The sequence below is a fragment of the Pseudomonas frederiksbergensis genome, assembly GCF_001952935.1.
GTDB classification, from domain to species: Bacteria; Pseudomonadota; Gammaproteobacteria; order Pseudomonadales; family Pseudomonadaceae; genus Aquipseudomonas; species Aquipseudomonas frederiksbergensis.
The window spans coordinates 2,138,274-2,161,159 of the sequence record NZ_CP018319.1; the positions used below are offsets into that span (position 1 = coordinate 2,138,274).

The 22,886-nt window shown below is 60.3% G+C and carries 19 protein-coding genes; 16 read left to right on the forward strand and 3 right to left on the reverse strand.

Features of this window, described 5'->3' with window-relative positions:
- Positions 1-88 precede the first annotated feature (88 nt).
- The 7 genes from PFAS1_RS09935 to tauD all read left to right on the forward strand — a co-directional run bounded on the left by PFAS1_RS09935 (position 89) and on the right by tauD (position 8,513).
- Positions 89-2,413 (forward strand): Tex family protein, encoded by a 2,325-nt coding sequence (locus PFAS1_RS09935; RefSeq protein WP_076029043.1) that lies wholly within the window; start codon positions 89-91, stop codon positions 2,411-2,413.
- Complete coding sequence (locus PFAS1_RS09940; RefSeq protein ID WP_007903088.1) at positions 2,413-2,796, forward strand: PaaI family thioesterase; 384 nt, start codon at positions 2,413-2,415, stop codon at positions 2,794-2,796. The genes PFAS1_RS09935 and PFAS1_RS09940 overlap by 1 nt, the downstream gene beginning before the upstream one ends.
- A 255-nt stretch (positions 2,797-3,051) precedes the next feature.
- On the forward strand, positions 3,052-4,635 hold the full coding sequence (gshA, locus tag PFAS1_RS09945; protein ID WP_076029044.1) for a glutamate--cysteine ligase: 1,584 nt from the start codon (positions 3,052-3,054) through the stop codon (positions 4,633-4,635).
- A gap of 273 nt (positions 4,636-4,908) precedes the next feature.
- Positions 4,909-5,886 (forward strand): taurine ABC transporter substrate-binding protein, encoded by a 978-nt coding sequence (tauA, locus tag PFAS1_RS09950; protein ID WP_076029045.1) that lies wholly within the window; start codon positions 4,909-4,911, stop codon positions 5,884-5,886.
- 15 nt (positions 5,887-5,901) lie between these two features.
- Positions 5,902-6,696 carry a taurine ABC transporter ATP-binding subunit gene (tauB, locus tag PFAS1_RS09955; RefSeq protein WP_076029046.1) on the forward strand — a complete coding sequence of 265 codons (795 nt, stop codon included), beginning with the start codon at positions 5,902-5,904 and terminating at the stop codon, positions 6,694-6,696.
- The gene (gene tauC, locus PFAS1_RS09960; protein ID WP_076029047.1) at positions 6,693-7,526 is read left to right on the forward strand and encodes a taurine ABC transporter permease TauC; all 834 of its coding nucleotides are present in this window, start codon (positions 6,693-6,695) and stop codon (positions 7,524-7,526) included. Before tauB ends, tauC begins: the two co-directional genes overlap by 4 nt.
- A 144-nt stretch (positions 7,527-7,670) precedes the next feature.
- Complete coding sequence (gene tauD, locus PFAS1_RS09965) at positions 7,671-8,513, forward strand: taurine dioxygenase (protein ID WP_076029048.1); 843 nt, start codon at positions 7,671-7,673, stop codon at positions 8,511-8,513.
- 131 nt (positions 8,514-8,644) lie between these two features.
- Here the strand turns inward: tauD and mgrA are convergent, their stop codons facing one another.
- On the reverse strand, positions 8,645-9,682 hold the full coding sequence (gene mgrA, locus PFAS1_RS09970; RefSeq protein ID WP_076029049.1) for an L-glyceraldehyde 3-phosphate reductase: 1,038 nt from the start codon (positions 9,680-9,682) through the stop codon (positions 8,645-8,647).
- Positions 9,683-10,206: 524 nt separating this feature from the next.
- On the opposite strand from mgrA, the gene PFAS1_RS09975 reads away from it, so the two are divergent.
- The gene (locus PFAS1_RS09975; protein ID WP_076029050.1) at positions 10,207-10,467 is read left to right on the forward strand and encodes a hypothetical protein; all 261 of its coding nucleotides are present in this window, start codon (positions 10,207-10,209) and stop codon (positions 10,465-10,467) included.
- A 27-nt stretch (positions 10,468-10,494) separates the two neighbouring features.
- Here the strand turns inward: PFAS1_RS09975 and betT are convergent, their stop codons facing one another.
- Together betT and epsC are read right to left on the reverse strand one after the other, a co-directional pair.
- Positions 10,495-12,450, reverse strand: a complete 1,956-nt coding sequence (betT, locus tag PFAS1_RS09980) for a choline BCCT transporter BetT (RefSeq protein ID WP_198044978.1) — start codon at positions 12,448-12,450, stop codon at positions 10,495-10,497.
- 397 nt (positions 12,451-12,847) lie between these two features.
- The gene (gene epsC / locus PFAS1_RS09985; protein WP_033058482.1) at positions 12,848-13,774 is read right to left on the reverse strand and encodes a serine O-acetyltransferase EpsC; all 927 of its coding nucleotides are present in this window, start codon (positions 13,772-13,774) and stop codon (positions 12,848-12,850) included.
- Between the two features lie 193 nt (positions 13,775-13,967).
- Between epsC and PFAS1_RS09990 the strand changes: the two genes are divergently transcribed.
- From PFAS1_RS09990 to PFAS1_RS10025, 8 genes are all read left to right on the forward strand, one after another.
- Positions 13,968-14,960 carry a D-cysteine desulfhydrase gene (locus PFAS1_RS09990; RefSeq protein WP_076029052.1) on the forward strand — a complete coding sequence of 331 codons (993 nt, stop codon included), beginning with the start codon at positions 13,968-13,970 and terminating at the stop codon, positions 14,958-14,960.
- Between the two features lie 298 nt (positions 14,961-15,258).
- On the forward strand, positions 15,259-16,053 hold the full coding sequence (tcyJ, locus tag PFAS1_RS09995; protein ID WP_074872532.1) for a cystine ABC transporter substrate-binding protein: 795 nt from the start codon (positions 15,259-15,261) through the stop codon (positions 16,051-16,053).
- The gene (gene tcyL, locus PFAS1_RS10000) at positions 16,053-16,718 is read left to right on the forward strand and encodes a cystine ABC transporter permease (RefSeq protein ID WP_074872530.1); all 666 of its coding nucleotides are present in this window, start codon (positions 16,053-16,055) and stop codon (positions 16,716-16,718) included. Before tcyJ ends, tcyL begins: the two co-directional genes overlap by 1 nt.
- Before the next feature lie 4 nt (positions 16,719-16,722).
- A complete protein-coding gene (gene tcyN, locus PFAS1_RS10005; RefSeq protein WP_076029053.1) occupies positions 16,723-17,478 on the forward strand; it encodes an L-cystine ABC transporter ATP-binding protein TcyN in 756 nt (251 codons plus the stop codon).
- Between the two features lie 501 nt (positions 17,479-17,979).
- Positions 17,980-18,783, forward strand: a complete 804-nt coding sequence (locus tag PFAS1_RS10010) for a hypothetical protein (RefSeq protein ID WP_076029054.1) — start codon at positions 17,980-17,982, stop codon at positions 18,781-18,783.
- Positions 18,784-18,958: 175 nt separating this feature from the next.
- On the forward strand, positions 18,959-20,200 hold the full coding sequence (locus PFAS1_RS10015; protein ID WP_076029055.1) for an SfnB family sulfur acquisition oxidoreductase: 1,242 nt from the start codon (positions 18,959-18,961) through the stop codon (positions 20,198-20,200).
- 38 nt (positions 20,201-20,238) lie between these two features.
- On the forward strand, positions 20,239-21,432 hold the full coding sequence (locus PFAS1_RS10020) for an SfnB family sulfur acquisition oxidoreductase (protein WP_076029056.1): 1,194 nt from the start codon (positions 20,239-20,241) through the stop codon (positions 21,430-21,432).
- Positions 21,432-22,784 (forward strand): LLM class flavin-dependent oxidoreductase, encoded by a 1,353-nt coding sequence (locus PFAS1_RS10025; RefSeq protein WP_076029057.1) that lies wholly within the window; start codon positions 21,432-21,434, stop codon positions 22,782-22,784. The genes PFAS1_RS10020 and PFAS1_RS10025 overlap by 1 nt, the downstream gene beginning before the upstream one ends.
- Positions 22,785-22,886 lie beyond the last annotated feature (102 nt).

Consider the following 22,886-nt stretch of genomic DNA (forward strand, 5'->3'; position numbering starts at 1 on the left):
GCGGCGCAGGCCAGGCCGCTCAACCAGACTCGCCGAGGCCTTATCTCTGCGCCTGCGAGCCTGCTTTCACAATTTGTCAGGTGGTTTTATGGACAGCATCAACAGCCGCATCGCCGAGGAACTCGGCGTCCGCCCACAACAGGTCGAAGCGGCCGTCGCGCTACTCGATGAAGGCTCCACGGTGCCTTTCATCGCCCGCTACCGGAAAGAAGTGACCGGCAGCCTCGATGACATCCAGTTGCGTCATCTGGAAGAGCGTCTGCGCTACCTGCGAGAACTCGACGAACGGCGCATCAGCATCTTCGCCAGCATTCAAGAGCAGGGCAAACTGACCCCGCAACTCGAACGCGACATCAAGCTCGCCGACACCAAGACCCGCCTCGAAGACTTGTACCTGCCGTACAAGCAGAAGCGCCGCACCAAGGGCCAGATCGCCCTGGAAGCCGGCCTCGGCGAGCTGGCCGACGGCCTGTTCAACGACCCGACCCTGACGCCAGACGCCGAAGCCGCGCGCTTCGTCGATGCCGAAAAAGGCGTCGCCGATGTGAAGGCCGCCCTCGAAGGCGCCAAGTACATCCTGATGGAGCGCTTCGCCGAAGACGCCGGCCTGCTGGACAAGCTGCGCAGCTACCTCAAGCAGGAAGCCATCCTCAGCGCCCGCGTCATCGCCGGCAAAGAAGAGGAAGGCTCCAAGTTCCGCGACTACTTCGAACACGATGAACCGCTCAAAAGCATGCCGTCGCACCGCGCGCTGGCGATTTTCCGTGGCCGCAACGAAGGCATTCTGAGTTCGGCGCTGAAAGTCGGCGACGAACTTCCGGGCGCCATGCACCCATGCGAAGGCATGATCGGCCAGCAATTCGGCATCCAGAATCAGAACCGCGCCGCCGACAAATGGCTCGGCGAAGTGGTGCGCTGGACCTGGAAGGTCAAGCTCTACACCCACCTCGAAACCGACCTGCTGGGCGAACTGCGCGACGGCGCAGAAACCGAAGCAATCAACGTGTTCGCCCATAACCTGCACGACTTGCTGCTGTCGGCGCCGGCTGGTCCTCGCGCCACATTGGGTCTCGACCCGGGCCTGCGTACCGGTTGCAAGGTGGCCGTGGTCGATTCCACCGGCAAGCTGCTGGATCACGCCACGGTTTACCCGCACGTGCCGCACAACAAGTGGGACCAGACCATCGCGATTCTGGCGGCCCTGTGCGCCAAGCATGCCGTGGACCTGATCGCCATCGGCAACGGCACCGCCAGCCGTGAAACCGACAAGCTGGCCGCTGAGCTGATCAAAAAATACCCCGCCATGAAGATGACCAAAGTCATGGTCTCCGAGGCCGGCGCATCGGTTTACTCGGCGTCGGAACTGGCCTCCAAGGAATTCCCGGACCTCGACGTGTCGATCCGTGGCGCGGTGTCGATTGCCCGTCGCCTGCAGGATCCACTGGCTGAGCTGGTGAAGATCGATCCGAAATCCATCGGCGTCGGCCAGTACCAGCACGACGTGTCGCAGCTGAAACTGGCACGCGGCCTGGACGCGGTGGTCGAAGACTGCGTAAACGCCGTGGGCGTCGACGTCAATACAGCCTCCGTGGCGCTGCTGGCCCGTATCTCCGGCCTCAACGCAACGTTGGCGCAAAACATCGTCAGCCACCGCGACGAGCACGGCGCGTTCAAAACCCGTGCTGCATTGAAGAAAGTCGCGCGTCTGGGCGAGAAAACCTTCGAACAGGCCGCTGGCTTCCTGCGCGTCATGAACGGTGACAACCCGCTGGATTCGTCTGCGGTTCACCCGGAAGCCTATCCGCTGGTCCAGCGTATTGCTGCTGAGACCGACCGCGACATTCGCTCGCTGATCGGCGACGCCAGCTTCCTCAAGCGTCTTGATCCGAAAAAGTACACCGACGAAACCTTCGGTCTGCCAACGGTCACCGACATCCTGCAAGAGCTGGAAAAACCTGGCCGCGACCCACGTCCCGAGTTCAAGACCGCCGAGTTCCAGGAAGGCGTTGAAGACCTCAAGGACCTGGAGCTGGGGATGATCCTCGAAGGCGTGGTGACCAACGTGACCAACTTCGGTGCTTTCGTCGACATCGGCGTGCATCAGGACGGTTTGGTGCACATCTCTGCGCTTTCGGAGAAGTTCATCAAGGATCCGCGTGAAGCGGTGAAGGCCGGTGACGTGGTGAAAGTGAAGGTCATGGAAGTCGACATCCCGCGCAAACGCGTTGGCCTGTCGATGCGCATGAGCGACACACCGGGCGAGAAAATCGACGGCGCCCGTGGTGCACGTCCGGGTTCGGCGCCACGCCAGTCCCAGAACACCGCGCCGCGTAAAGAAACCACGGCGGCAGCCCCGGCCAACAACGCCATGGCTTCGCTGTTCGCCAACGCCAAGCAATTGAAGAAACGCTGATGGAGATCCCGGCCGGGCTGACCGAAAGCGCTTTTTTCAAGTTGCTGGGGTGTCGCTTGCACAGCCTGGAGACCGGGGTGGCGCAAGTCGCCCTGGGGCTTGCGCCAGAACTGCGCAATCGCGGCGGCAAGCTGCACGGTGGGGCCTTGTTCAGCCTGGTGGACATTGCCATGGGGCTGGCCTGTTCCAGCACCCATGGTTTCGACCAGCAGAGCGCGACCATCGAGTGCAAGATCAACTACATTCGCGCCGTCGCCGACGGTGAAGTGATGTGCACGGCGCGGGTGATCCACCCGGGCCGCCGCACGCTGGTGGTCGAAGCCGATGTGATGCAAGGCGACAAACTCGTCGCAAAAGCACAAGGCACGTTCGCTGTCCTGTAGATGAATGCCATCAATTTGAGTTAATTTCGGCGCTGTGACCGCAGCGTCGGAGTTTCCTGTGGGAGCGGGCTTGCTCGCGAAGGCGGTGTGCCAGACGACTTAGTGCCGACTGACACGCCCTCTTCGCGAGCAAGCCCGCTCCCACAGGGATTGTGGCGATCCAAAACCAGGCGACAACGCCAGTTTCAACTTCACCCTTGTAGACCGTCTTGCCCACCCCCATATTGGGGCGACTGACGCGTGAAGGAATCCAACTTGAGCGAACTTCTCAACCGCCGCCTGGCTCTGCTCGGCGAGCGCGCTAACCTCTCTCTGCTCGAACAGTGCCTTCACGGCATCGAACGTGAATGCCTGCGCGTGACCAGTGAAGGTCGCCTGGCGCAAACGCCGCACCCGGAAGAATTGGGTTCCGCGCTGACCAACGAACAAATCACCACCGACTATTCCGAGTCGCTGCTGGAGTTCATCACGCCCGCCCTGCCCGACCCGGCGGACACGCTGGCGAGCCTCGACAGCATTCACCGTTTTGCCTACAGCAAGCTCGGCAACGAGTACCTGTGGAGTCCATCGATGCCGTGCCCGTTGCCGGCCGAGGAAGACATCCCGATTGCCTATTACGGCACCTCCAACATCGGTCAGCTCAAGTACGTCTACCGCAAGGGCCTGGCCCTGCGCTACGGCAAGACCATGCAGTGCATTGCCGGGATTCACTACAACTTTTCCTTGCCGGAAAAGCTCTGGCCGCTGCTTAAAGAGGCTGAAGGTTTTGTCGGCACCGACCGCGACTATCAGTCGTCGGCCTACATCGCGCTGATCCGTAACTTCCGCCGCTACAGCTGGCTGCTGATGTACCTGTTCGGTGCTTCGCCTGCGCTGGACGCCGGCTTCCTGCGCGGTCGTTCGCACCAGTTGGAACAACTGGACCCGGACACCTTGTACCTGCCGTACGCCACCAGCCTGCGCATGAGTGACCTGGGTTACCAGAGCAACGCCCAGGCCGGCTTGACCCCTTGCTACAACGATCTGGCGAGCTACACCGACAGCCTGCGTAAAGCGGTCGCCACGCCTTACGCGCCCTACGTCGAAATCGGCACGCATCAGGACGGTGAGTGGGTTCAGCTCAACACCAACATCCTGCAGATCGAAAACGAGTACTACTCCAACATCCGCCCGAAACGCGTGACTTACACCGGCGAACGGCCGATCCAGGCGCTGGTGGCTCGCGGCATTCAGTACGTCGAAGTGCGCTGCCTGGACATCAACCCGTTCCTGCCGATGGGCATCGATCTGCCGGAGGCGCGGTTCCTCGACGCATTCCTGCTGTATTGCGCGCTGAACGACAGCCCGCTGCTGACCAATACCTCGTGCAGCAACGCGACCTCGAACTTCCTCAGCGTGGTCAAGGAAGGTCGCCGTCCGGGCCTGCAACTGCAACGCGACGGCCATCCGGTGGACCTGAAAGAGTGGGCCAGCGAGTTGCTGGAGAAGATTGCACCACTGGCGGCGATGCTGGATCAGAGTCATGGCGGCGACGCGCATAGCAAGGCGCTGGATGCCCAACTGGCCAAGGTCAGGGATCCATCGCTGACGCCATCGGCCCAGGTGCTGGCGGCGATGGCTGAGCACAAGGAGAGCTTTGCTCAGTTCTCCCTGCGTCAGAGCCAGGCGCATGCAGAGTTTTTCCGCAGCGAACCGCTTTCAGGCGAAGAACAGGCGAAATTTGAAGAGCGGGCGCGTTCGTCGCTGGCCGAGCAGATTGAGCTGGAGCAGAACGAAGTCGGCGATTTCGATGTGTTTGTCGGGTCGTATCAGGCGAGCATTCTGGCGATCAGCAACTAATCTCCCAGTGCAAGTCCCCTGTGGCGAGGGGGCTTGCCCCCGTCCGGCTGCGAAGCAGTCGTAATGCAGGCGACTCGGTTTTTCCGAAATATTGGGGGTGTCGGTTTTGGGACTGCTACGCAGTCCAACGGGGGCAAGCCCCCTCGCCACAGGGTACCTGCTTAGAATTTTCCGCTCATAAGCTCATTCGAAAAAGTTATTTATTTTCGGATTCTTATATCATTTAGTCTTCTTTTCACGCCGGCTCTCGGTCGTCTGAAAAGGAGCTTCTCAATGAAACTGACTTCCCCCCTTCGCCTCCTGGCCGCCGCGTCTCTGGCTGCGGTGAGTTTCTTTGCCCAAGCGGCTGACGTCACCGTCGCCTACCAGACCACCGTAGACCCGGCGAAAGTCGCCCAGGCCGACGGCGCGTACGAGAAAGCCACCAACGCCAAGATCGACTGGCGCAAATTCGACAACGGCGCCGACATCATCGCCGCCATCGCTTCCGGCGACGTGCAGATCGGTTACCTCGGTTCCAGCCCCCTGACGGCGGCAATCACTCGCAAAGTCCCGGTAGAAACCTTCCTCATCGCCACGCAGATCGGCGCCGCTGAAGCCCTGGTGGCCCGCGACGGTTCCGGGATCAAAACCCCGCAGGATCTGATCGGCAAGAAAATCGCCGTGCCGTTCGTTTCCACCGGCCACTACAGTCTGTTGGCCGCGCTGAAGCACTGGAACATCGACCCCTCGAAAGTCACCGTCCTCAACCTTGCCCCGCCAGCCATCATTGCCGCGTGGAAACGCGGTGACATCGACGCCACTTACGTGTGGGACCCAGCCCTCGGAGTGGCCAAGGAAAACGGCAAAGTGCTGATCACCTCCGGCGAACTGGCCAAGTTCGGCGCGCCGACCTTCGATGCGTGGATCGTGCGTAAAGACTTCGCCGAGAAGCACCCGGAAATCGTCACCGCGTTCGCCAAAGTGACCCTCGATGCCTACGCCGACTACCGCAAAGACCCGAAAGCCTGGCTCGCCAATCAATCCAACGTCGACAAACTGGTGAAACTCTCCGGCGCCAAGGCCAGCGACATCCCATTGCTGCTGCAAGGCAACGTCTTCCCGCTGGCGGCAGATCAGGTGATCACCCTCGGCGCGCCGACCACCAAGGCCATCACCGACACCGCCGCGTTCCTGAAAGAACAAGGCAAGGTTGACGCCGTACTGCCCGATTACGCCCCTTACGTCAGCTCCAAGTACATCACCAACTGATCGGAGTTAATTGCGATGGCTTTGCTTGAGCTGGAGCGCATCAGCGCACAGTACCCCGGTGCCGCCGAACCGGTACTGGCGGATATTTCCCTGAGTCTTGGGCCCCGGCAATTGCTGGTCGCCCTTGGCCCGTCCGGCAGTGGCAAGACTTCGCTGTTGAACCTGATTGCCGGCTTCGTCGAGCCCAGCGCCGGGCGCATCACCCTTGATGGAGTGCCAGTCAAAGGCCCGAGCGCCGAACGCGGCGTGGTGTTCCAGGACGATGCCCTGCTGCCCTGGCAGGACGTGCTGGCCAACGTCGGTTTCGGTCTGGAACTGGCCGGCATTTCCCGAGACAAACGTGAATTCCGCGCCCGGGAAATGCTCGCGTTGGTGGACCTTTCCGGCTTCGAAAACCGCCGGATCTGGCAGCTTTCAGGCGGGCAGAAGCAACGTGTCGGCCTGGCCCGTGCCCTGGCGGCTGATCCGCGGGTTTTGCTGATGGACGAACCCTTCGGCGCCCTCGATGCCTTCACCCGCGAACAGATGCAGGAGCTGTTGCTGCAAGTCTGGCAGCGCACCACAAAACCGGTTTTTCTGATTACTCACGACATCGAAGAAGCGGTGTTTCTCGCCACGGACCTGATTCTGCTGGCGCCGAATCCAGGGCAAATCGTCGAACGCCTGAGCCTGGATTTCGGTCAGCGTTACGCCGCCGGTGAGTCCGCTCGGGCAATCAAGTCCGACCCGCGCTTTATCGAAACCCGCGAACACGTGCTGGCCAAAGTGTTCTCCCAACGCAGCGCCGCCCAGCGGCAGGAGCGCGCATGAGCAGCTATGAAATTCCCGCCGCGACGGTGAAACCGGGCTCGACGGTAATCCCGCTGCGTCGCAGTTTGAACACGCGCTGGATCAGCCTGCTGACGCTGGTCGCTCTCGTTGCCATTTGGTGGGCCGTCACCGCCACTGGAATGATCGAACCGCTGTTCCTGCCGCCACCCTCTGCCGTGCTGCAAAAAGGCTGGCTGCTGGTGACCACCGGCTACATGGATTCAACGTTGTGGCAGCACCTTGGCGCGAGCCTCAGCCGAATCGGTCTGGGCCTGGGCTTCGCAGTGCTGACCGCCGTACCCGTTGGAATCGCCATCGGCCACCACCGCATTGCTCGCGGCATTCTCGATCCGTTGATCGAGTTCTACCGCCCTATTCCACCGTTGGCTTATCTGCCGCTGATCGTGATCTGGTGCGGCATCGGTGAGCTGTCGAAAGTCTTGCTGATCTACCTCGCGATCTTCGCCCCGATCGCCATCGCTACGGCGACCGGCGTGCGCACCGTCGACCCGGCAAAATTGCGCGCTGCGCAATCATTGGGCGCGACCCGGGCGCAGTTGATTCGCCATGTGATTCTGCCGAGTGCGCTGCCGGATATTTTGACCGGTGTGCGCATTGGCCTGGGTGTGGGTTGGTCGACGCTGGTCGCCGCCGAATTGATCGCCGCCACCAGTGGTTTGGGGTTCATGGTGCAGTCGGCCGCGCAGTTCCTGGTCACCGATGTGGTGGTGCTGGGGATTCTGGTGATTGCGCTGATCGCCTTCGCCATGGAAATGGGCTTGCGCGCCCTGCAACGCAAACTGGTGCCGTGGCATGGCCAGGCTCACTGAAAAATCATCATGTGAATAACCCTGTGGGAGTGAGCCTGCTCGCGATGGCGGTGTATCGGCCACAGGCATGTCGCCTGACACTGCGCTATCGCGAGCAGGCTCACTCCTACAAAAGCCCGGCACCCCGGATTGAAGAGAAAGTCCATGAGTAACCTGACCATCATCCCCCTCAGCTCGGCCCTCGGCGCGCAAATCAGCGGCGTCGACATCAGCCAACCGCTGAACCTCGAACAGCGCGACGCCATCGAGCAGGCACTGCTCGAACATCAAGTGTTGTTCTTCCGCGATCAGCCGATCACACCGCAGCAACAGGCGCGTTTCGCCGCCAATTTCGGCGACTTGCACATTCATCCGATCTACCCGAATGTGCCGGAACAACCCGAAGTGCTAATCCTCGATACCGCCGTCACTGACGTGCGTGACAACGCGATCTGGCACACCGACGTGACCTTCCTGCCGACGCCGGCCCTGGGCGCGGTGCTCAGCGCCAAGTTGCTGCCGGAGTTTGGTGGCGACACGCTGTGGGCCAGCGGCATCGCGGCGTATGAAGCGCTTTCGGCGCCGATGAAAACCTTGCTCGAAGGGCTGACCGCGACCCACGACTTCACTCGTTCGTTCCCGCTGGAGCGCTATGGCAACACACCCGAAGCCTTGGCCCAGTGGGAAGAAGCGCGCAGGAAAAACCCGCCGCTGTCCCACCCGGTGATCCGCACTCATCCGGTGAGCGGACGCCGGTCGTTGTTCGTCAATGAAGGCTTCACGTCGAAGATCAATGAGCTGTCGGAAACCGAAAGCGAGGTGATTCTGAAGTTTCTGTTTGCCCACGCTACGCGGCCGGAATTTACCATTCGCTGGCGTTGGCAGAAGGATGACGTGGCGTTTTGGGATAACCGCGTGACACAGCACTACGCCGTGGATGACTACCGGCCGGCGCGGCGGGTGATGCAGCGGGCGACGGTGTTGGGGGATGTGCCGTTTTTCCGGTAATCCGATCACCCGATCGTTCCCACGCTCCGCGTGGGAATGCAGCCCGGGACGCTCCGCGTCCCATCAAGAGCCGAACGCGGAGCGTCCGTTGAGGCATTCCCACGCAGAGCGTGGGAATGATCAGTTAGAGGTTATTCAGCCGTTGAAGGCTTCTCCCAAAGATTGACCCCGCCCTCTTGGGCAAACCGGTCAATCTCCGCCAATTCCTCCGAACTAAAGCTCAGATTCTTCAACGCCCCGACGTTCTCGATAATCTGCTCCGGCCGACTCGCACCGATCAACGCCGACGTCACACGCGGATCGCGTAAGGTCCACGCCAATGCCAGCTGCGCCAGGCTCTGACCGCGACGCTGGGCGATCTCATTCAGCGCACGCACATGGGCGATGTTGGCTTCGGACAGGTGCGCCGCCTGCAACGAACCACCTCCCGGACGATTGACCCGCGCGTCGGCCGGCACACCGTTGAGGTACTTGTCGGTCAATAACCCCTGAGCCAACGGCGTAAACGCAATCACGCCCGCACCGAGTTCGTCCGTCGTATCCAGCAGGTCTTTTTCCACCCAACGGTTGAGCAGGTTGTAAGCCGGCTGATGAATCAGCAACGGGACTTTCCACTCTTTCAGCAGCGCGGCCATTTCCCGGGTTTTAACCCCCGAGTACGAAGAGATACCGATGTACAACGCCTTGCCCTGTTGCACCGCGGTGGCCAGTGCGCTGGCGGTTTCTTCCAGCGGCGTGTCCGGGTCGAAGCGGTGTGAATAGAAGATGTCCACGTAGTCCAGGCCCAGGCGCTGCAGGCTCTGATCAAGGCTGGCCAGCACGTATTTGCGCGAACCGCCGCCCTGGCCATAAGGGCCGGGCCACATGTCCCAACCGGCCTTGCTGGAGATGATCAGCTCGTCGCGATACTGCTTGAAATCTTCACGCAGCAAACGACCGAAATTGATCTCGGCGCTGCCATACGGCGGGCCGTAGTTGTTGGCCAGGTCGAAATGGTTGATGCCAAGATCAAACGCGGTACGCAGCAACGATCGCTGGGTGTCGATCGGCGTGCTGTCGCCGAAGTTGTGCCACAGGCCCAGAGACAGTGCCGGCAGCACCAGCCCACTGCGCCCCACGCGGCGGTAAGGGATGGAGTCGTAGCGGTTTTCGGCAGCGGTGTAGGTCATCGAATCCTCTCTTTTCTGTCTTGAAGTTGGTATCGACTGCTTCGCAAGTTGCCCAGCATACGCCCAGACAAACGCCGATAAACCTCGGACTCGAGAAAATGCTGAAACGTTTCATATGATCGTTCCCACGCTCTGCGTGGGAATGCAGCCCGGGACGCTCCGCGTCCCAATCCAAAGCCGAACGCGGAGCGTCCGTTGAGGCATTCCCACGCGGAGCGTGGGAACGATCTGTGGAACTGCGGCTACCGTGCCCCCGCAAACACTTCCCCCAACCGGCATCGGCGGTGGTGGCATATCGATCAGGATTTCCTGCACTGCGCGTCAACGGCGGGCTGGTTTAACTATGCTCACTTGATACCGCAGTGCCCAGATCGCGAAGGCGGCCGCAAAAGCAACACACATTGATCGTTCCCACGCTCTGCGTGGGAATGCCTCAAGGGACGCTCCGCGTCCAGTGACGCAGAGCGTCACGGGCTGCATTCCCACGCAGAGCATGGGAACGATCATTTACTCAGGAGCACACCATGCACACCACGATCATCATCACTTTCGGCCTGATCCTGCTGGCGCTGATGCTGTTCATCGGCGACAAAATCGGCTTCAGCCAACAGACGCTGACCTATAGCTTCGTGGTCCTGTGGCTGGCGTTGACGTTGATCAATGGTGCCGTTGGCATGGTCACCGCCGGCCAGTCTCTGAGTACGGAACTGATGATCGGCACGGTGGTGTTCAGTGTGCCGGTGGCGGCGCTGGTGCTGTTCATGGTGTTGAGCGCCGAGACCTGAAAAAGGCTCGGCGCCACCGGTTCTCGATCAACGCACCAGATGCAAGAATTGCAGATGTCGTTCGTACTGATCGAGGATGTCGTTGATGATCTGCTCCTTGGTGTAACCCACCAGATCGTAATCCTGACTGCCCTCGCTCAAATGCACTTCGGCCCGGTAGTAACGACGGTTGTTGAGTTCCTTGGAGCCCATGCCGCCACGGGCGAAGGACGGCGTGAAGTAGCCGCGCATCTGCACCTGATAAATGAACGGACGCTCCTCGCCGTGACCGATTTCCAGGCTGACGTTGTCGTTGGTCGGGTCCGGTTGTGTGACCACCTTCAAACCCTTTTCGACGAACACTGCCGAGACTTCTTCAATCGCCGGGCGCACCGCCGTATCGAGGAAGCGATAGACCTCATCCCGTGACGGGAAATGCACCGCCTGACTCAGGCGTTGACGCCAGCCGCCTCGCCGCGATCCGGACACCGGCGCCAGCGAATGCAGTTGCGCGATCTGCTTCTGCGACTCCAGGTAGAACGCCTTGTGCAGCCCCCACATCATCAGCAGCAAGATCATCGAGAACGGCAATGAAGTCAGCACCACCGCTGACTTCAGCGCATCGATGCTGCCGGAGAACAGCAGCGCACTGGTCACCAACGCGGTCATTGCGCCCCAGAACACCCGCAGCCATTTCGGCCCGTCTTCGTCGGGATTGCCGCCCTTGGCGGACAGTGTCGACAGCACGACGGTGCCGGAATCGGCAGACGTCACGAAGAACACGAAGCTGATGAACACCGTGACCGCGATGACGGTTTTGCTCCACGGGTAGGTTTCCAGCAGCAGGTAGAGGGTCATCGACGGGTTATCGATGGCCGACATGCCGAGGGCGCTCATGCCGTGATTGAGGACTTGATCGATGGCGCTGTTGCCAAAGATCGACATCCACGCCAGGGTGAAGCCGAGCGGAATCAACAGCACGCCGAAGACGAATTCACGGATGGTCCGGCCACGGGAAATCCGTGCGATGAACAGGCCCACGAACGGCGACCAGGCGATCCACCAAGCCCAGTAGAACACCGTCCAACCGCCCAGCCAGTCACTGGGTTTGTCGTAGGCGTAGAGGTCGAAACTCTTCATCGGCAAGGCGCCGAGGTAGTCGCCGATGTTCTGGATCAACGTATTGAGCAAGTGCTGGGTAGGGCCGGCGAACAACACGAACAGCAGCAGCGCGCAGGCCAGCAGCATGTTGATGTCGGACATCACGCGCACGCCTTTATCGACGCCAGACACCGCGACGATGATCGCCGCGCCCATCATCAGCGTGATCAGGCCGACCTGAATCCACTGGGTGTGAGCGATGCCGAACAGGTAGTCCAGACCTGAGTTGAGGTGCAACACGCCAAAGCCCATGTCGGCACCAAGGCCGAACACCGTGGCGATGATGCCGAAGCCATCCACCGCGTAACCGATCGGGCCGTTGATGCGCTTGCCGATCAGCGGATAGAGCGCCGAACGCAGGGCCAGCGGCAGGTTATGACGATAAGCAAAGTAGGCCAGCGCCATGCCGACGAAGGCGAACACGCCCCAGCCGTGCAGGCCCCAGTGCAGGAACAGAATCTGCATCGCCTGACGCGCTGCATCCGCCGTGCCCGCTTCGCCTTGCGGGGGTTGCGCCAAGTGGGTCAGCGGTTCGGACACGCAAAAGAAGAACAGCGTGATGCTGATCCCGGCGGCGAACAGCATGCCGGCCCAGGACAGGTAACTGAATTCGGGTTCGTCGTGGTCGGCACCGAGCTTGATCTTGCCGTAGCCGGACAAGGCGGTGACCACCACGAAGACCAGATACAGGGTCATCGCGAGCATGTAGTACCAGCCGACCGTGTTGGCCGCCCAGTTTTGCGCTTCCAGAAGCCAGGCACCGGCCTGTTCGGGTATCGCCATGACCACCACGGCGAACAACAAGATAAAGGTCGCCGCGAAATAAAAAACCGGCGGATTCATGCGGACCTGGCCGCTGGCGGGGGTGGGCGATGCACTCATGAAAGGTGCACCTCAAGGGGGTGAAACAGGGCAATCAATAACGGACTCGGCAAAGGCAAGCCTCCTGTTGTGAGCGGGCAGCAAACCGGCGGTTTAACTTGAATGAGCGTTCAAGTTAAACATGAATAGGGTGCTAAGGACTAATCGCAAGGCTCGGCGGCACTTTTCGTACGCTAGCTCAAGGAAGGGTATGACGTGGGATGAATATGATCGTTCCCACGCTCTGCGTGGGAATGCAGCCCGTGACGCTCTGCGTCACATCGGTGCCAGACATTGCATCGGCGGCGGCCCTGGAACGCGGAGCGTCCCTTGAGGATTCCCCACGCAGAGCGTGGGAACGATCAGTCAGCTGACGGGCTTACTTCTGCGTCCCGTCATCATGTTGCAGATTCGCCTGAGTCAGGTTGCTCCCCGCCGGCACGCTGCGGGTCAGCCAGACATTGCCGCCAATGGTCGAGCCCTTGCCGATGGTGATCCGCCCCAGAATCGTCGCACCGGCATAGATCACCACGTCATCCTCGACGATCGGATGTCGCGGCTGCCCTTTCTGCAACTGACCGTCTTCATCCGCCGGGAAACGCTTGGCGCCCAACGTCACGGCCTGATAAATCCGCACACGCTCGCCGATGATGGCGGTCTCGCCGATCACCACACCCGTCCCGTGATCGATGAAGAAGCTGCGACCAATCTGCGCGCCAGGGTGAATGTCGATGCCGGTGGCCGAGTGCGCGATTTCCGCGCTGATCCGTGCCAGCAGCGGCAACCCGGCGCGGTACAAATGGTGGGCCAGGCGATGGTGAATCACCGCCAGAATCCCCGGATAGCACAGCAACACTTCATCGACGCTGCGAGCCGCCGGATCGCCGTGATAAGCCGCCAGCACGTCGGTGTCGAGCAGACTGCGCAGCCCTGGCAATGCGAGGGCGAAGTCCTGAATGATCTGGATGGTCTTGGCCTCGACTTCGGTGTCGGCCTGGGCACTGTGGCGAGCGGCGTAGCGCAGTTCGAGTCGCGCCTGAGCCAGCAACGCGTTCAACGCCACGTCCAGCGTATGGCCGACGTAGAAGTCTTCACTTTCCTCGCGCAAATCCACCGGTCCCAGGCGCATCGGGAACAACGCGCCGCAGAGGGCTTCGAGAATCTCTGCCATGGCCGCTCGGGAAGGCAACTCGCGACCGCCCTGTTCGGTGCTGGCGCGGCCATTTTGTAGGCGCCACTGGTCACGCGCCGTGCGCAGTTGGCTGACGATGGTCTGCAGTTGCCAATGACTGGAACGCTCGCTCACGGTAAAAACTCCTCACGGGCGGCCGGACTGTCTGGCCGCGTTAACCGCGATTACTTTACGGCATGGCCTGGAAGCCGAATTAAGAACCGATTGTGCTGTGCTCAGCACTTTTTGGCATAAGGCCGATTGGCAGTTGCCCCGCTAAATAGGCGTGCCTATAGTCCTGTCATCTCCCTCCCCCAGTACGGACCCCATGATCAAACAACAGCTTGCCCGCTTTAACCGTCTCGAATTGCTCGGTCATCCTACCGCCCTGGAAAAACTCGAACGCCTGTCGGCCTGGCTGGGCCGCGATGTATACGTCAAGCGTGATGACCTGACGCCGCTGGCGATGGGCGGCAACAAGCTGCGCAAACTCGAATACCTGGCGGCCGATGCACTGGCACAAGGCGCCGACACCTTGATCACCGCTGGCGCGCTTCAGTCCAACCACGTGCGCCAAACCGCCGCCATTGCGGCCAAGCTTGGCCTGGGCTGCGTAGCCCTGCTGGAAAACCCCTTGGGTACCGACGACGCCAACTATGTCGGCAACGGCAATCGACTGTTGCTGGACCTGTTCGACGCCAAGGTCGAGCTGGTGGAAAACCTCGACAACGCCGACGAACAATTGCAGGCCTTGGCTGATCGCCTGCGCAACAACGGCAAGAAACCGTATCTGGTGCCGATTGGTGGCTCCAACGCATTGGGCGCTTTGGGTTATGTGCGTGCCGGGCTGGAATTGGCCGAGCAGATCAAGGACACCGGACTGACATTCGCGGCCGTGGTGCTGGCTTCGGGCAGCGCCGGGACCCATAGCGGTCTGGCGTTGGCGCTGAATGAAGCACTGCCGGACTTGCCAGTGATTGGTGTCACGGTTTCTCGCAGCGACGAAGACCAGCGCCCGAAAGTCCAGGGTCTCGCCGAACGCACTGCCGAGCTGCTGGGCGTGAGGCTGCCGGCGAGTTTCAAGGTCGAGTTATGGGACGAGTATTTCGGCCCGCGCTACGGCGAACCGAATGCCGGAACGTTGGCCGCCGTGAAGCTGGTGGCGGGTCAGGAAGGTTTGCTGCTGGACCCGGTTTACACCGGCAAGGCCATGGCGGGTTTGCTCGATGGCATCGGGCGCCAGCGCTTCAATGATGGCCCGATCATCTTCCTGCATACCGGCGGGGCGCCGGCATTGTTCGCCTACAAAGACTTTTTGTAGGCGATCGTTCCCACGCTCTGCGTGGGAATGCCTCTAGGGACGCTCCGCGTCCATTGACGCGGAGCGTCACGGGCTGCATTCCCACGCAAAGCGTGGGAACGATTACTTAGCTAAAAAAAGAATAACAAACTTGATATTCATTATTTTCCAATCTAAAGACGCCAGCATATAGTCACGCCGCAGGCGAATTTGCAGCGAGACGCATACGCTGCTTTAGGGCAGGATATCGCAGTCGTCCAAATCCCGATTTTGCCAACATTCCTAAAAGCGTCTTCATAAGAAAACACAGGGGCTTGTCATGAATTTTTCCGCACTACGTCGAAACCTGCTGGTTGGTTCGCTGGGCCTGGCGCTGAGCGCCGGTCTGCTGGGGCAAGCGGTTGCCGGTGAGCAACTGCAAAAAATCAAAGACGCCGGCGTGATCAACGTGGGTCTGGAAGGCACTTACCCACCGTTCAGTTTCGTCGACGCCGACGGCAAACTGGCCGGCTTCGAAGTCGAGTTTTCCGAAGCCCTGGCCAAAGAGCTGGGCGTGAAAGTCAAATTGCAGCCGACCAAATGGGAAGGCATCCTCGCTGCGTTGGAATCCAAGCGTCTGGACGCGGTGATCAACCAGGTGACCATCACCGAAGAGCGCAAGAAGAAGTACGACTTCTCCACGCCGTACACCGTTTCCGGGATTCAGGCGCTGACCCTGACCAAAAACAAAGACACCATCAAGACCGCCGCCGATCTGGCCGGCAAGAAAGTCGGCGTAGGCCTGGGCACCAACTACGAGCAATGGGTGAAAGAGAATGTGCCCAAGGCTGACATCCGCACCTACGAAGATGATCCGACCAAGTTCCAGGACCTGCGCGTTGGCCGCATCGACGCCATTCTGATCGACCGCCTCGCCGCGCTGGAATACGCCAGGAAGGCCAAGGACACTTCCGCCGCCGGCGAAGCGTTCTCCCGCCAGGAAGCCGGTATTGCCCTGCGCAAAGGCGAGCCTGAGTTGCTTGCTGCAGTGAACAAAGCCATCGACAAGCTGCGTGCCGACGGTACGCTGAAAAAGCTGTCGGAAAAATACTTCAGCGCTGACGTCACTCAATAATGGGAGAAGCTTTCCAACTTGCGCTGGATTCCGCGCCTTTCCTGCTGAAGGGCGCGTACTACACGGTGATCTTGAGCCTGGGCGGGATGTTCTTCGGCCTGGTGATGGGCTTCGGCCTGGCATTGATGCGCCTGTCGCGCTTCAAACTGGTGAGCTGGATCGCCCGCATCTACGTGTCGTTCTTTCGCGGCACGCCGTTGCTGGTGCAACTGTTCGTGATCTATTACGGCTTGCCGCAATTGGGCATCGAACTTGATCCGCTACCAGCGGCCCTGATCGGCTTCTCGCTGAACATGGCGGCCTATGCCTGCGAAATCCTCCGTGCCGCGATCAGCTCCATCGAGCGCGGCCAGTGGGAAGCCGCCGCGAGTATCGGCATGACCCGCGCGCAAACCCTGCGCCGGGCCATCCTGCCGCAAGCGATGCGCACGGCCCTGCCACCATTGGGCAACAGCTTCATTTCGCTGGTGAAGGACACCGCGCTGGCAGCCACGATCCAGGTGCCGGAACTGTTCCGTCAGGCGCAGCTGATTACCGCCCGTACCTTTGAAATTTTCACCATGTACCTTGCCGCCGCGCTGATCTACTGGGTTCTGGCCACGGTGCTTTCGCACCTGCAGAACCAGTTGGAAGCACGGGTCAATCGGCACGATCTGGAGTCCTGACCCAATGATTGTCGTGGAAAAACTGACAAAGCAGTTCAAGGGTCAAGTGGTGCTCAACGGCATCGATCTGCAAGTGAAGGAAGGTGAGGTGGTGGCGATCATCGGGCCTAGCGGCTCGGGTAAAACCACGTTCCTGCGTTGCCTGAATTTTCTTGAAGAACCCACCAGCGGCCGGATCAAGGTCGGTGACATCGAGATCGATGGCAGCCGTCCGCTGAACCAGCAGCAAAGCCTGGTGCGACGCTTGCGCCAGCACGTGGGTTTCGTGTTCCAAAACTTCAACCTGTTCCCTCATCGCACCGCCCTGGAAAACGTTATCGAAGGCCCGATCATCGTAAAGAAGATCCCGCACGCCGAAGCCGTTGCCCTGGGTAAAAAGCTGATGGCCAGGGTCGGCCTGGCGGGCAAGGAAGATGCGTACCCGCGTCGCCTTTCCGGTGGTCAGCAACAGCGTGTGGCGATTGCCCGCGCGCTGGCGATGGAGCCGGAAGTGATTCTGTTCGACGAACCGACCTCAGCCCTCGACCCGGAGCTGGTAGGTGAAGTGCTGGCGACCATCCGCAGCCTCGCCGAAGAGCGGCGCACCATGGTTATCGTCACCCACGAAATGGGCTTTGCCCGGGACGTGGCGAACCGCGTGGTGTTTTTCGACAAAGGTGTGATCGTCGAACAAGGCGAAGCCAAGGCCCTGTTTGCCAATCCAAAAGAAGAACGGACGAAGCAGTTTCTCAGCAAGTTCCTGACTAACGCTCAGCACTGAAACATCGCCTCACTACTTGTTAACTTCCATGGATGGAAGTGACAACCACTCCTACCAACAAAACCCTCGATATAGGCTCTTCGCTTATTCACCTCTTTGCACAATAGATAAATTCTTATAACCGCAGGCGGTACATATATATCTCCTGCAACAGAATAACCTCGCTTAAAATCCAGCCAAGACCCGCACCCTTGCCGTACCGGGCTTCGCCGTCGGCACCCCGCTAAAAGCCCATAGAACAAGGTCAAGTTCGACAGAGCGGTGCAGCTTATTAACTCCACTGCGTAGGATTTTTCTGAATAACACTCGATCCAATACTTAACTAACAAACTCTATTGACACTTATACAAGCACACTCTTATCTAGTCTCCAACAGGCAATTAACCTCGCACTCATTCACTATTTAATTCCACACGCAGTGAACAGTTTTGTTGCTCGGTAATTCACGCCTTTCGAACTTTCAGAAACGGACTTTCGCTGCAAGGCTTCAAGGAGAATCCCATGACAAGCACTTCGAACAAACCCGAACTTGCGGCCCCGACCCTGGCGCAATCTCACAAGACCTGCATCAACATCACCTCGGCGGCGCACCTGCTGATCGATGTGGCGCCCTACTCCGGCATGGACGAAGGCGACCTGATCGAACTGTTCTGGGATAACTGCTACGTGGCCTCCAGAGTACTGACGGCTGACGATGTCGGCCAACCGGTCCAATTGCGTGTGCCCGAGAGCTTCATCGCCAATGGCACCTCGCGCGTTCACTACCGGATCATGCAGATCGGGCAAGGCCCCACCCTTTCCGCCACCAGACGGGTGCAGATCAAACTCGACTGCCCCGGCGGCCAACCGTCAGCGCTGTGCGGCGATGAAAACCAGAGTCTGGAACCGGTGAACATCCCCGAGACCATTCGCCGTCAGGGCGTTAACCCGAACCAGATCAAGCGCGGTGTTCCGTTGACCATCGAGCCTTACCTGAACATGGCCGCCGACGACGAAATCACCTTGCGCTGGGGCGATGTGCGCATGGACCTGCCCAAGCTCAAGGCTTGCGATGTCGGTCAGCCGATTCAGGTCTGGGTGCCGCCGGCGATCATTCTCGAAGCCGGCGAAGACCTGCGGCTGGAAGTGACTTATTGCATCCTCGACCGGGCGGGCAACAACTCCCGCTGGGCACCGCCGCGCTGGCTGAAGATCGGTTGCGCCAATCCGTATTTGAAGGCTCGGCCAAAGGAGATGCTCATGGCCGCCGAACCCCGCCACAGGGTCTGCGCTAACCAACCTTCTATGCATATTCCTAAAAGTTAGTTTATTAATTTTTTATACACGCTTAGGGTATATGCACCGGACCACCGGACATTCTTGTTTTCGTTCGTCGCAACCATCGCGGCGTTTTCATGAGATGTGAGGTAGGTATGGTCCGGAACACAATCACCCCAGTGCAGATCGCCAGGGCATTGCGTGCAGCCAAGGAGCGGCACTGATGTCCAGTCTGGCAGATGCAATCGTCCAGAGTGATCTGGACATCGCCCCGTTGTTGTTGCCCGCGCAGGTCTTGCGTAACGACGCACAAGCCATCAAGGCCGCCCATGAGCTGGCGCAAGTCGCCCGTCTGCAAGCAGCCAAACGCGACCAGCAGCGCAAGCTGCCGTGGTCGGAAATCGAACAGTTCACCCGCAGCGGCCTGGGCAGCATTTCTATCCCGCGCGAGTACGGTGGCCCGCAGGTTTCGTTCGTCACGTTGGCCGAAGTCTTCGCGATCATTTCCGCGGCCGACCCGGCACTGGGACAGATCCCGCAAAACCAGTTCGGCATTCTCAATCTGTTACTCGGCAGCGCCACTGAATCGCAAAAAAAGCAGCTGTTCAAAAGCGTGCTCGACGGCTGGCGGATCGGTAACGGGGGACCTGAGCGCGGCACCAAGAACACCCTTGAACTCAAGGCGCGAATCACCGCCAGCGGCGACGGCTTCGTCCTCAACGGGCAGAAGTTCTATTCCACCGGTGCCCTGTTCGCCCACTGGGTCGCCATCAAGGCGCTGAACGACGATGGCAAGCAGGTTCTGGCCTTCGTCCGTCGCGGCACTCCTGGGCTGCGCATCGTTGATGACTGGTCGGGCTTCGGCCAACGCACCACCGCCAGCGGCACCATTTTGCTCAACAACGTGCAGGTCGACGCCGAGCTGGTGGTGGATAACTGGAAAATCAACGACAGCCCGAACATTCAGGGTGCCGTGTCGCAGCTGATTCAAGCTGCCATTGACGCCGGCATTGCCCGGGGCGCCATCGACGATGCTATCGAGTTCGTGAATACCCGTGCGCGGCCGTGGATCGACGCCAAGGTTGAACGGGCCAGCGACGATCTTTATGTGATCGCCGACATCGGCAAACTGAAAATCGAACTGCACGCCGCTGAAGCGTTGTTGCGCAAGGCCGGGCAAGTGCTCGATCAGGTCAACGCCGCGCCGCTCACCGCCGAGTCCGCCGCCCGCGCCTCGATTGCCGTGGCCGAAGCCAAAGTGCTGACCACCGAAATCTCGCTGCTGGCCAGCGAAAAGCTTTTCGAACTGGCCGGCAGCCGCGCCACCCTCGCCGAATTCAACCTCGACCGCCATTGGCGCAACGCCCGCGTGCATACATTGCACGACCCGGTGCGCTGGAAATATCACGCCGTCGGCACCTATCACCTGAACGGCACGCTGCCCGCACGGCACTCCTGGATCTGACGACCAGAACCTTTTTGACCAGATCTCTGGAGAAACACATGACTCTTTCTCACCACGTCGCGGTCATCACCAGCGATGAGCAAGCCCTGATCGTCGCCAGTGACCTGGCCGAAGATTTCAAACGCGACAGCGCCCTGCGCGACCGCGAACGCCGTTTGCCACACCCGGAACTGGAAGTGTTTTCCCGCTCGGGCCTTTGGGGGATCAGCGTGCCAAAAGCATATGGCGGCGCCGAGGTTTCCAACGTCACCCTGGCCAAGGTGATCGCGCTGATCGCCCAGGCTGACGGTTCCCTCGGCCAGATCCCGCAGAACCATTTCTACGCGCTCGAAGTGTTGCGAGTGAACGGCAGCGAAGAGCAGAAAAAACGTCTCTACGCAGAAGTGCTGGCAGGGCAACGCTTCGGCAATGCCTTGGCGGAACTGGGCACCAAAACCGCCCATGACCGTGCTACCAGCCTGACTCGCGACGGCGACGGCTACCGCATCAACGGCCGCAAGTTTTACGCCACGGGCGCTATTTACGCCCAACGCATTCCGACATCGGTCGTGGACGAAAACGGCGTTCAGCAACTCGCTTTCGTCCCTCGTCATGCCAAGGGCCTGACGGTCATCGACGACTGGAGCGGCTTCGGCCAGCGCACCACCGGCAGCGGTTCGGTGGTGTTTGAAGATGTTTACGTCGCCGCCGAAGACGTGATTCCGTTTCAAAGTGCGTTCGAGCGCCCGACCACCGTCGGCCCGCTGGCGCAGATTCTTCACGCCGCCATCGACACCGGCATCGCCCGCGCCGCCTATGAAGATGCACTGCATTTCGTGCGCACCAAGACCCGGCCGTGGATCGATTCCGGCAACGACAAAGCCATCGAGGACCCGCTGACCATCAAGAGTTTTGGCCACTTGAGCATTCGTCTGCACGCCGCCGAAGCCTTGCTGGAACGCTCCGGCGAATTCCTCGACAAGGCCCAGGCCGACACCAACGCCGAGACCGTCGCCGCCGCGTCGATTGCCGTCGCCGAAGCCCGCGCCATCAGCACCGAAATTTCCCTCGCCGCTGGCAGCACGCTGTTTGAACTGGCCGGCAGCCAGGCAACCCTGATCGAACATGGTCTGGATCGCCACTGGCGCAACGCTCGGGTGCACACGCTGCACGACCCGGTGCGCTGGAAGTATCACGCGGTGGGCAACTACTACCTCAACGATGAAAACCCGCCACTGCGGGGGACCATCTGATGGCGAAGAAAAAGATTTTGCTTAACGCGTTCAACATGAACTGCATCGGGCACATCAATCATGGTCTGTGGACGCACCCACGGGACACTTCAACCCAGTACAAAACCATCGAATACTGGACCGAACTGGCGCAATTGCTGGAGCGTGGCCTGTTCGACGGATTGTTCATCGCCGACATCGTCGGGGTTTACGACGTCTACCAAAACTCGGTGGACGTCCCGCTCAAAGAGTCGATCCAACTTCCGGTCAACGACCCGCTGCTGCTGGTCTCAGCCATGGCCGCGGTCACCAAAAACCTGGGCTTCGGCCTCACCGCCAACCTGACGTACGAACCGCCGTATCTGTTCGCCCGACGCATGTCCACCCTCGACCACCTGAGCCGTGGCCGGGTCGGCTGGAACATCGTCACCGGCTACCTCGACAGCGCCGCCAAAGCCATGGGGCTGAGCGAACAGGTGGAACACGACCGTCGTTACGACCAGGCCGACGAATACCTGCAAGTGCTCTACAAACTCTGGGAAGGCAGCTGGGAAAACGGCGCGGTGCTTAACGATCCGCAACAGCGGATCTACGCGCAGCCCGAGAAAGTGCACAAGGTCGAGCACAAGGGCGAGTTCTATCAGGTCGAGGGTTATCACCTCTGCGAACCCTCGCCGCAGCGCACACCGGTGCTGTTCCAGGCCGGCAGTTCGGATCGCGGTTTGCTGTTCGCCGGCCGGCATGCCGAGTGCGTGTTCATCAGCGGCCAGAACAAACCGTCGACCAAGGTTCAAGTGGACAAGGTGCGCGCCAGCGCCGTCGAGGCCGGGCGCAACCCTGAGGACATCAAGGTGTTCATGGGGTTGAACGTGATTGTCGGCGAAACCGAAGAGGCAGCCTGGGCCAAGCACGCCGAGTACTTGAGCTACGCCAGTGCCGAGGCCGGCGTGGCGCATTTCTCGGCTTCCACCGGGATCGATTTTTCCGAGTACGACATCGACGAACCGATCCAGTACGTGAAGAGCAACGCGATCCAGTCCGCTACCAAAAACCTGCAAAACAACGACTGGACCCGCCGCAAATTACTCGAGCAACACGCCCTAGGTGGTCGCTACATCACCGTGGTGGGTTCGCCTGAGCAAGTCGCTGATGAGCTGGAATCGTGGATCGCCGAGACCGGGCTGGATGGCTTCAACCTGACGCGAATCGTCACGCCGGAGAGTTATGTGGATTTCATCGACCTGGTGATTCCGGAGTTGCAACGCCGAGGGTCGTACAAAACCGCTTACGACGACGGCAGCCTGCGAGAAAAGCTGTTTCACGGCGCGGCGCATTTGCCTGAGCAACATACCGGGTCCGATTACCGACACTAACCCCTGTAACTGATCGTTCCCACGCTCTGCGTGGTAATGCCTCCCGGGACGCTCCGCGTCCCTGCGGCGGTGACGCAGAGCGTCACTGGCTGCATTCCCACG

Bases quoted from the DNA above. Each gene is read 5' to 3' on its own strand.
- PFAS1_RS09935 (WP_076029043.1), top strand. From the start codon at position 89: ATGGACAGCATCAACAGCCGCATCGCCGAGGAACTCGGCGTCCGCCCA.
- PFAS1_RS09940 (WP_007903088.1), top strand. From the start codon at position 2,413: ATGGAGATCCCGGCCGGGCTGACCGAAAGCGCTTTTTTCAAGTTGCTG.
- tauA (WP_076029045.1), top strand. From the start codon at position 4,909: ATGAAACTGACTTCCCCCCTTCGCCTCCTGGCCGCCGCGTCTCTGGCT.
- tauB (WP_076029046.1), top strand. From the start codon at position 5,902: ATGGCTTTGCTTGAGCTGGAGCGCATCAGCGCACAGTACCCCGGTGCC.
- tauC (WP_076029047.1), top strand. From the start codon at position 6,693: ATGAGCAGCTATGAAATTCCCGCCGCGACGGTGAAACCGGGCTCGACG.
- tauD (WP_076029048.1), top strand. From the start codon at position 7,671: ATGAGTAACCTGACCATCATCCCCCTCAGCTCGGCCCTCGGCGCGCAA.
- mgrA (WP_076029049.1), bottom strand. From the start codon at position 9,682: ATGACCTACACCGCTGCCGAAAACCGCTACGACTCCATCCCTTACCGC.
- PFAS1_RS09975 (WP_076029050.1), top strand. From the start codon at position 10,207: ATGCACACCACGATCATCATCACTTTCGGCCTGATCCTGCTGGCGCTG.
- betT (WP_198044978.1), bottom strand. From the start codon at position 12,450: ATGAATCCGCCGGTTTTTTATTTCGCGGCGACCTTTATCTTGTTGTTC.
- PFAS1_RS09990 (WP_076029052.1), top strand. From the start codon at position 13,968: ATGATCAAACAACAGCTTGCCCGCTTTAACCGTCTCGAATTGCTCGGT.
- tcyJ (WP_074872532.1), top strand. From the start codon at position 15,259: ATGAATTTTTCCGCACTACGTCGAAACCTGCTGGTTGGTTCGCTGGGC.
- tcyL (WP_074872530.1), top strand. From the start codon at position 16,053: ATGGGAGAAGCTTTCCAACTTGCGCTGGATTCCGCGCCTTTCCTGCTG.
- tcyN (WP_076029053.1), top strand. From the start codon at position 16,723: ATGATTGTCGTGGAAAAACTGACAAAGCAGTTCAAGGGTCAAGTGGTG.
- PFAS1_RS10010 (WP_076029054.1), top strand. From the start codon at position 17,980: ATGACAAGCACTTCGAACAAACCCGAACTTGCGGCCCCGACCCTGGCG.
- PFAS1_RS10015 (WP_076029055.1), top strand. From the start codon at position 18,959: ATGTCCAGTCTGGCAGATGCAATCGTCCAGAGTGATCTGGACATCGCC.
- PFAS1_RS10020 (WP_076029056.1), top strand. From the start codon at position 20,239: ATGACTCTTTCTCACCACGTCGCGGTCATCACCAGCGATGAGCAAGCC.
- PFAS1_RS10025 (WP_076029057.1), top strand. From the start codon at position 21,432: ATGGCGAAGAAAAAGATTTTGCTTAACGCGTTCAACATGAACTGCATC.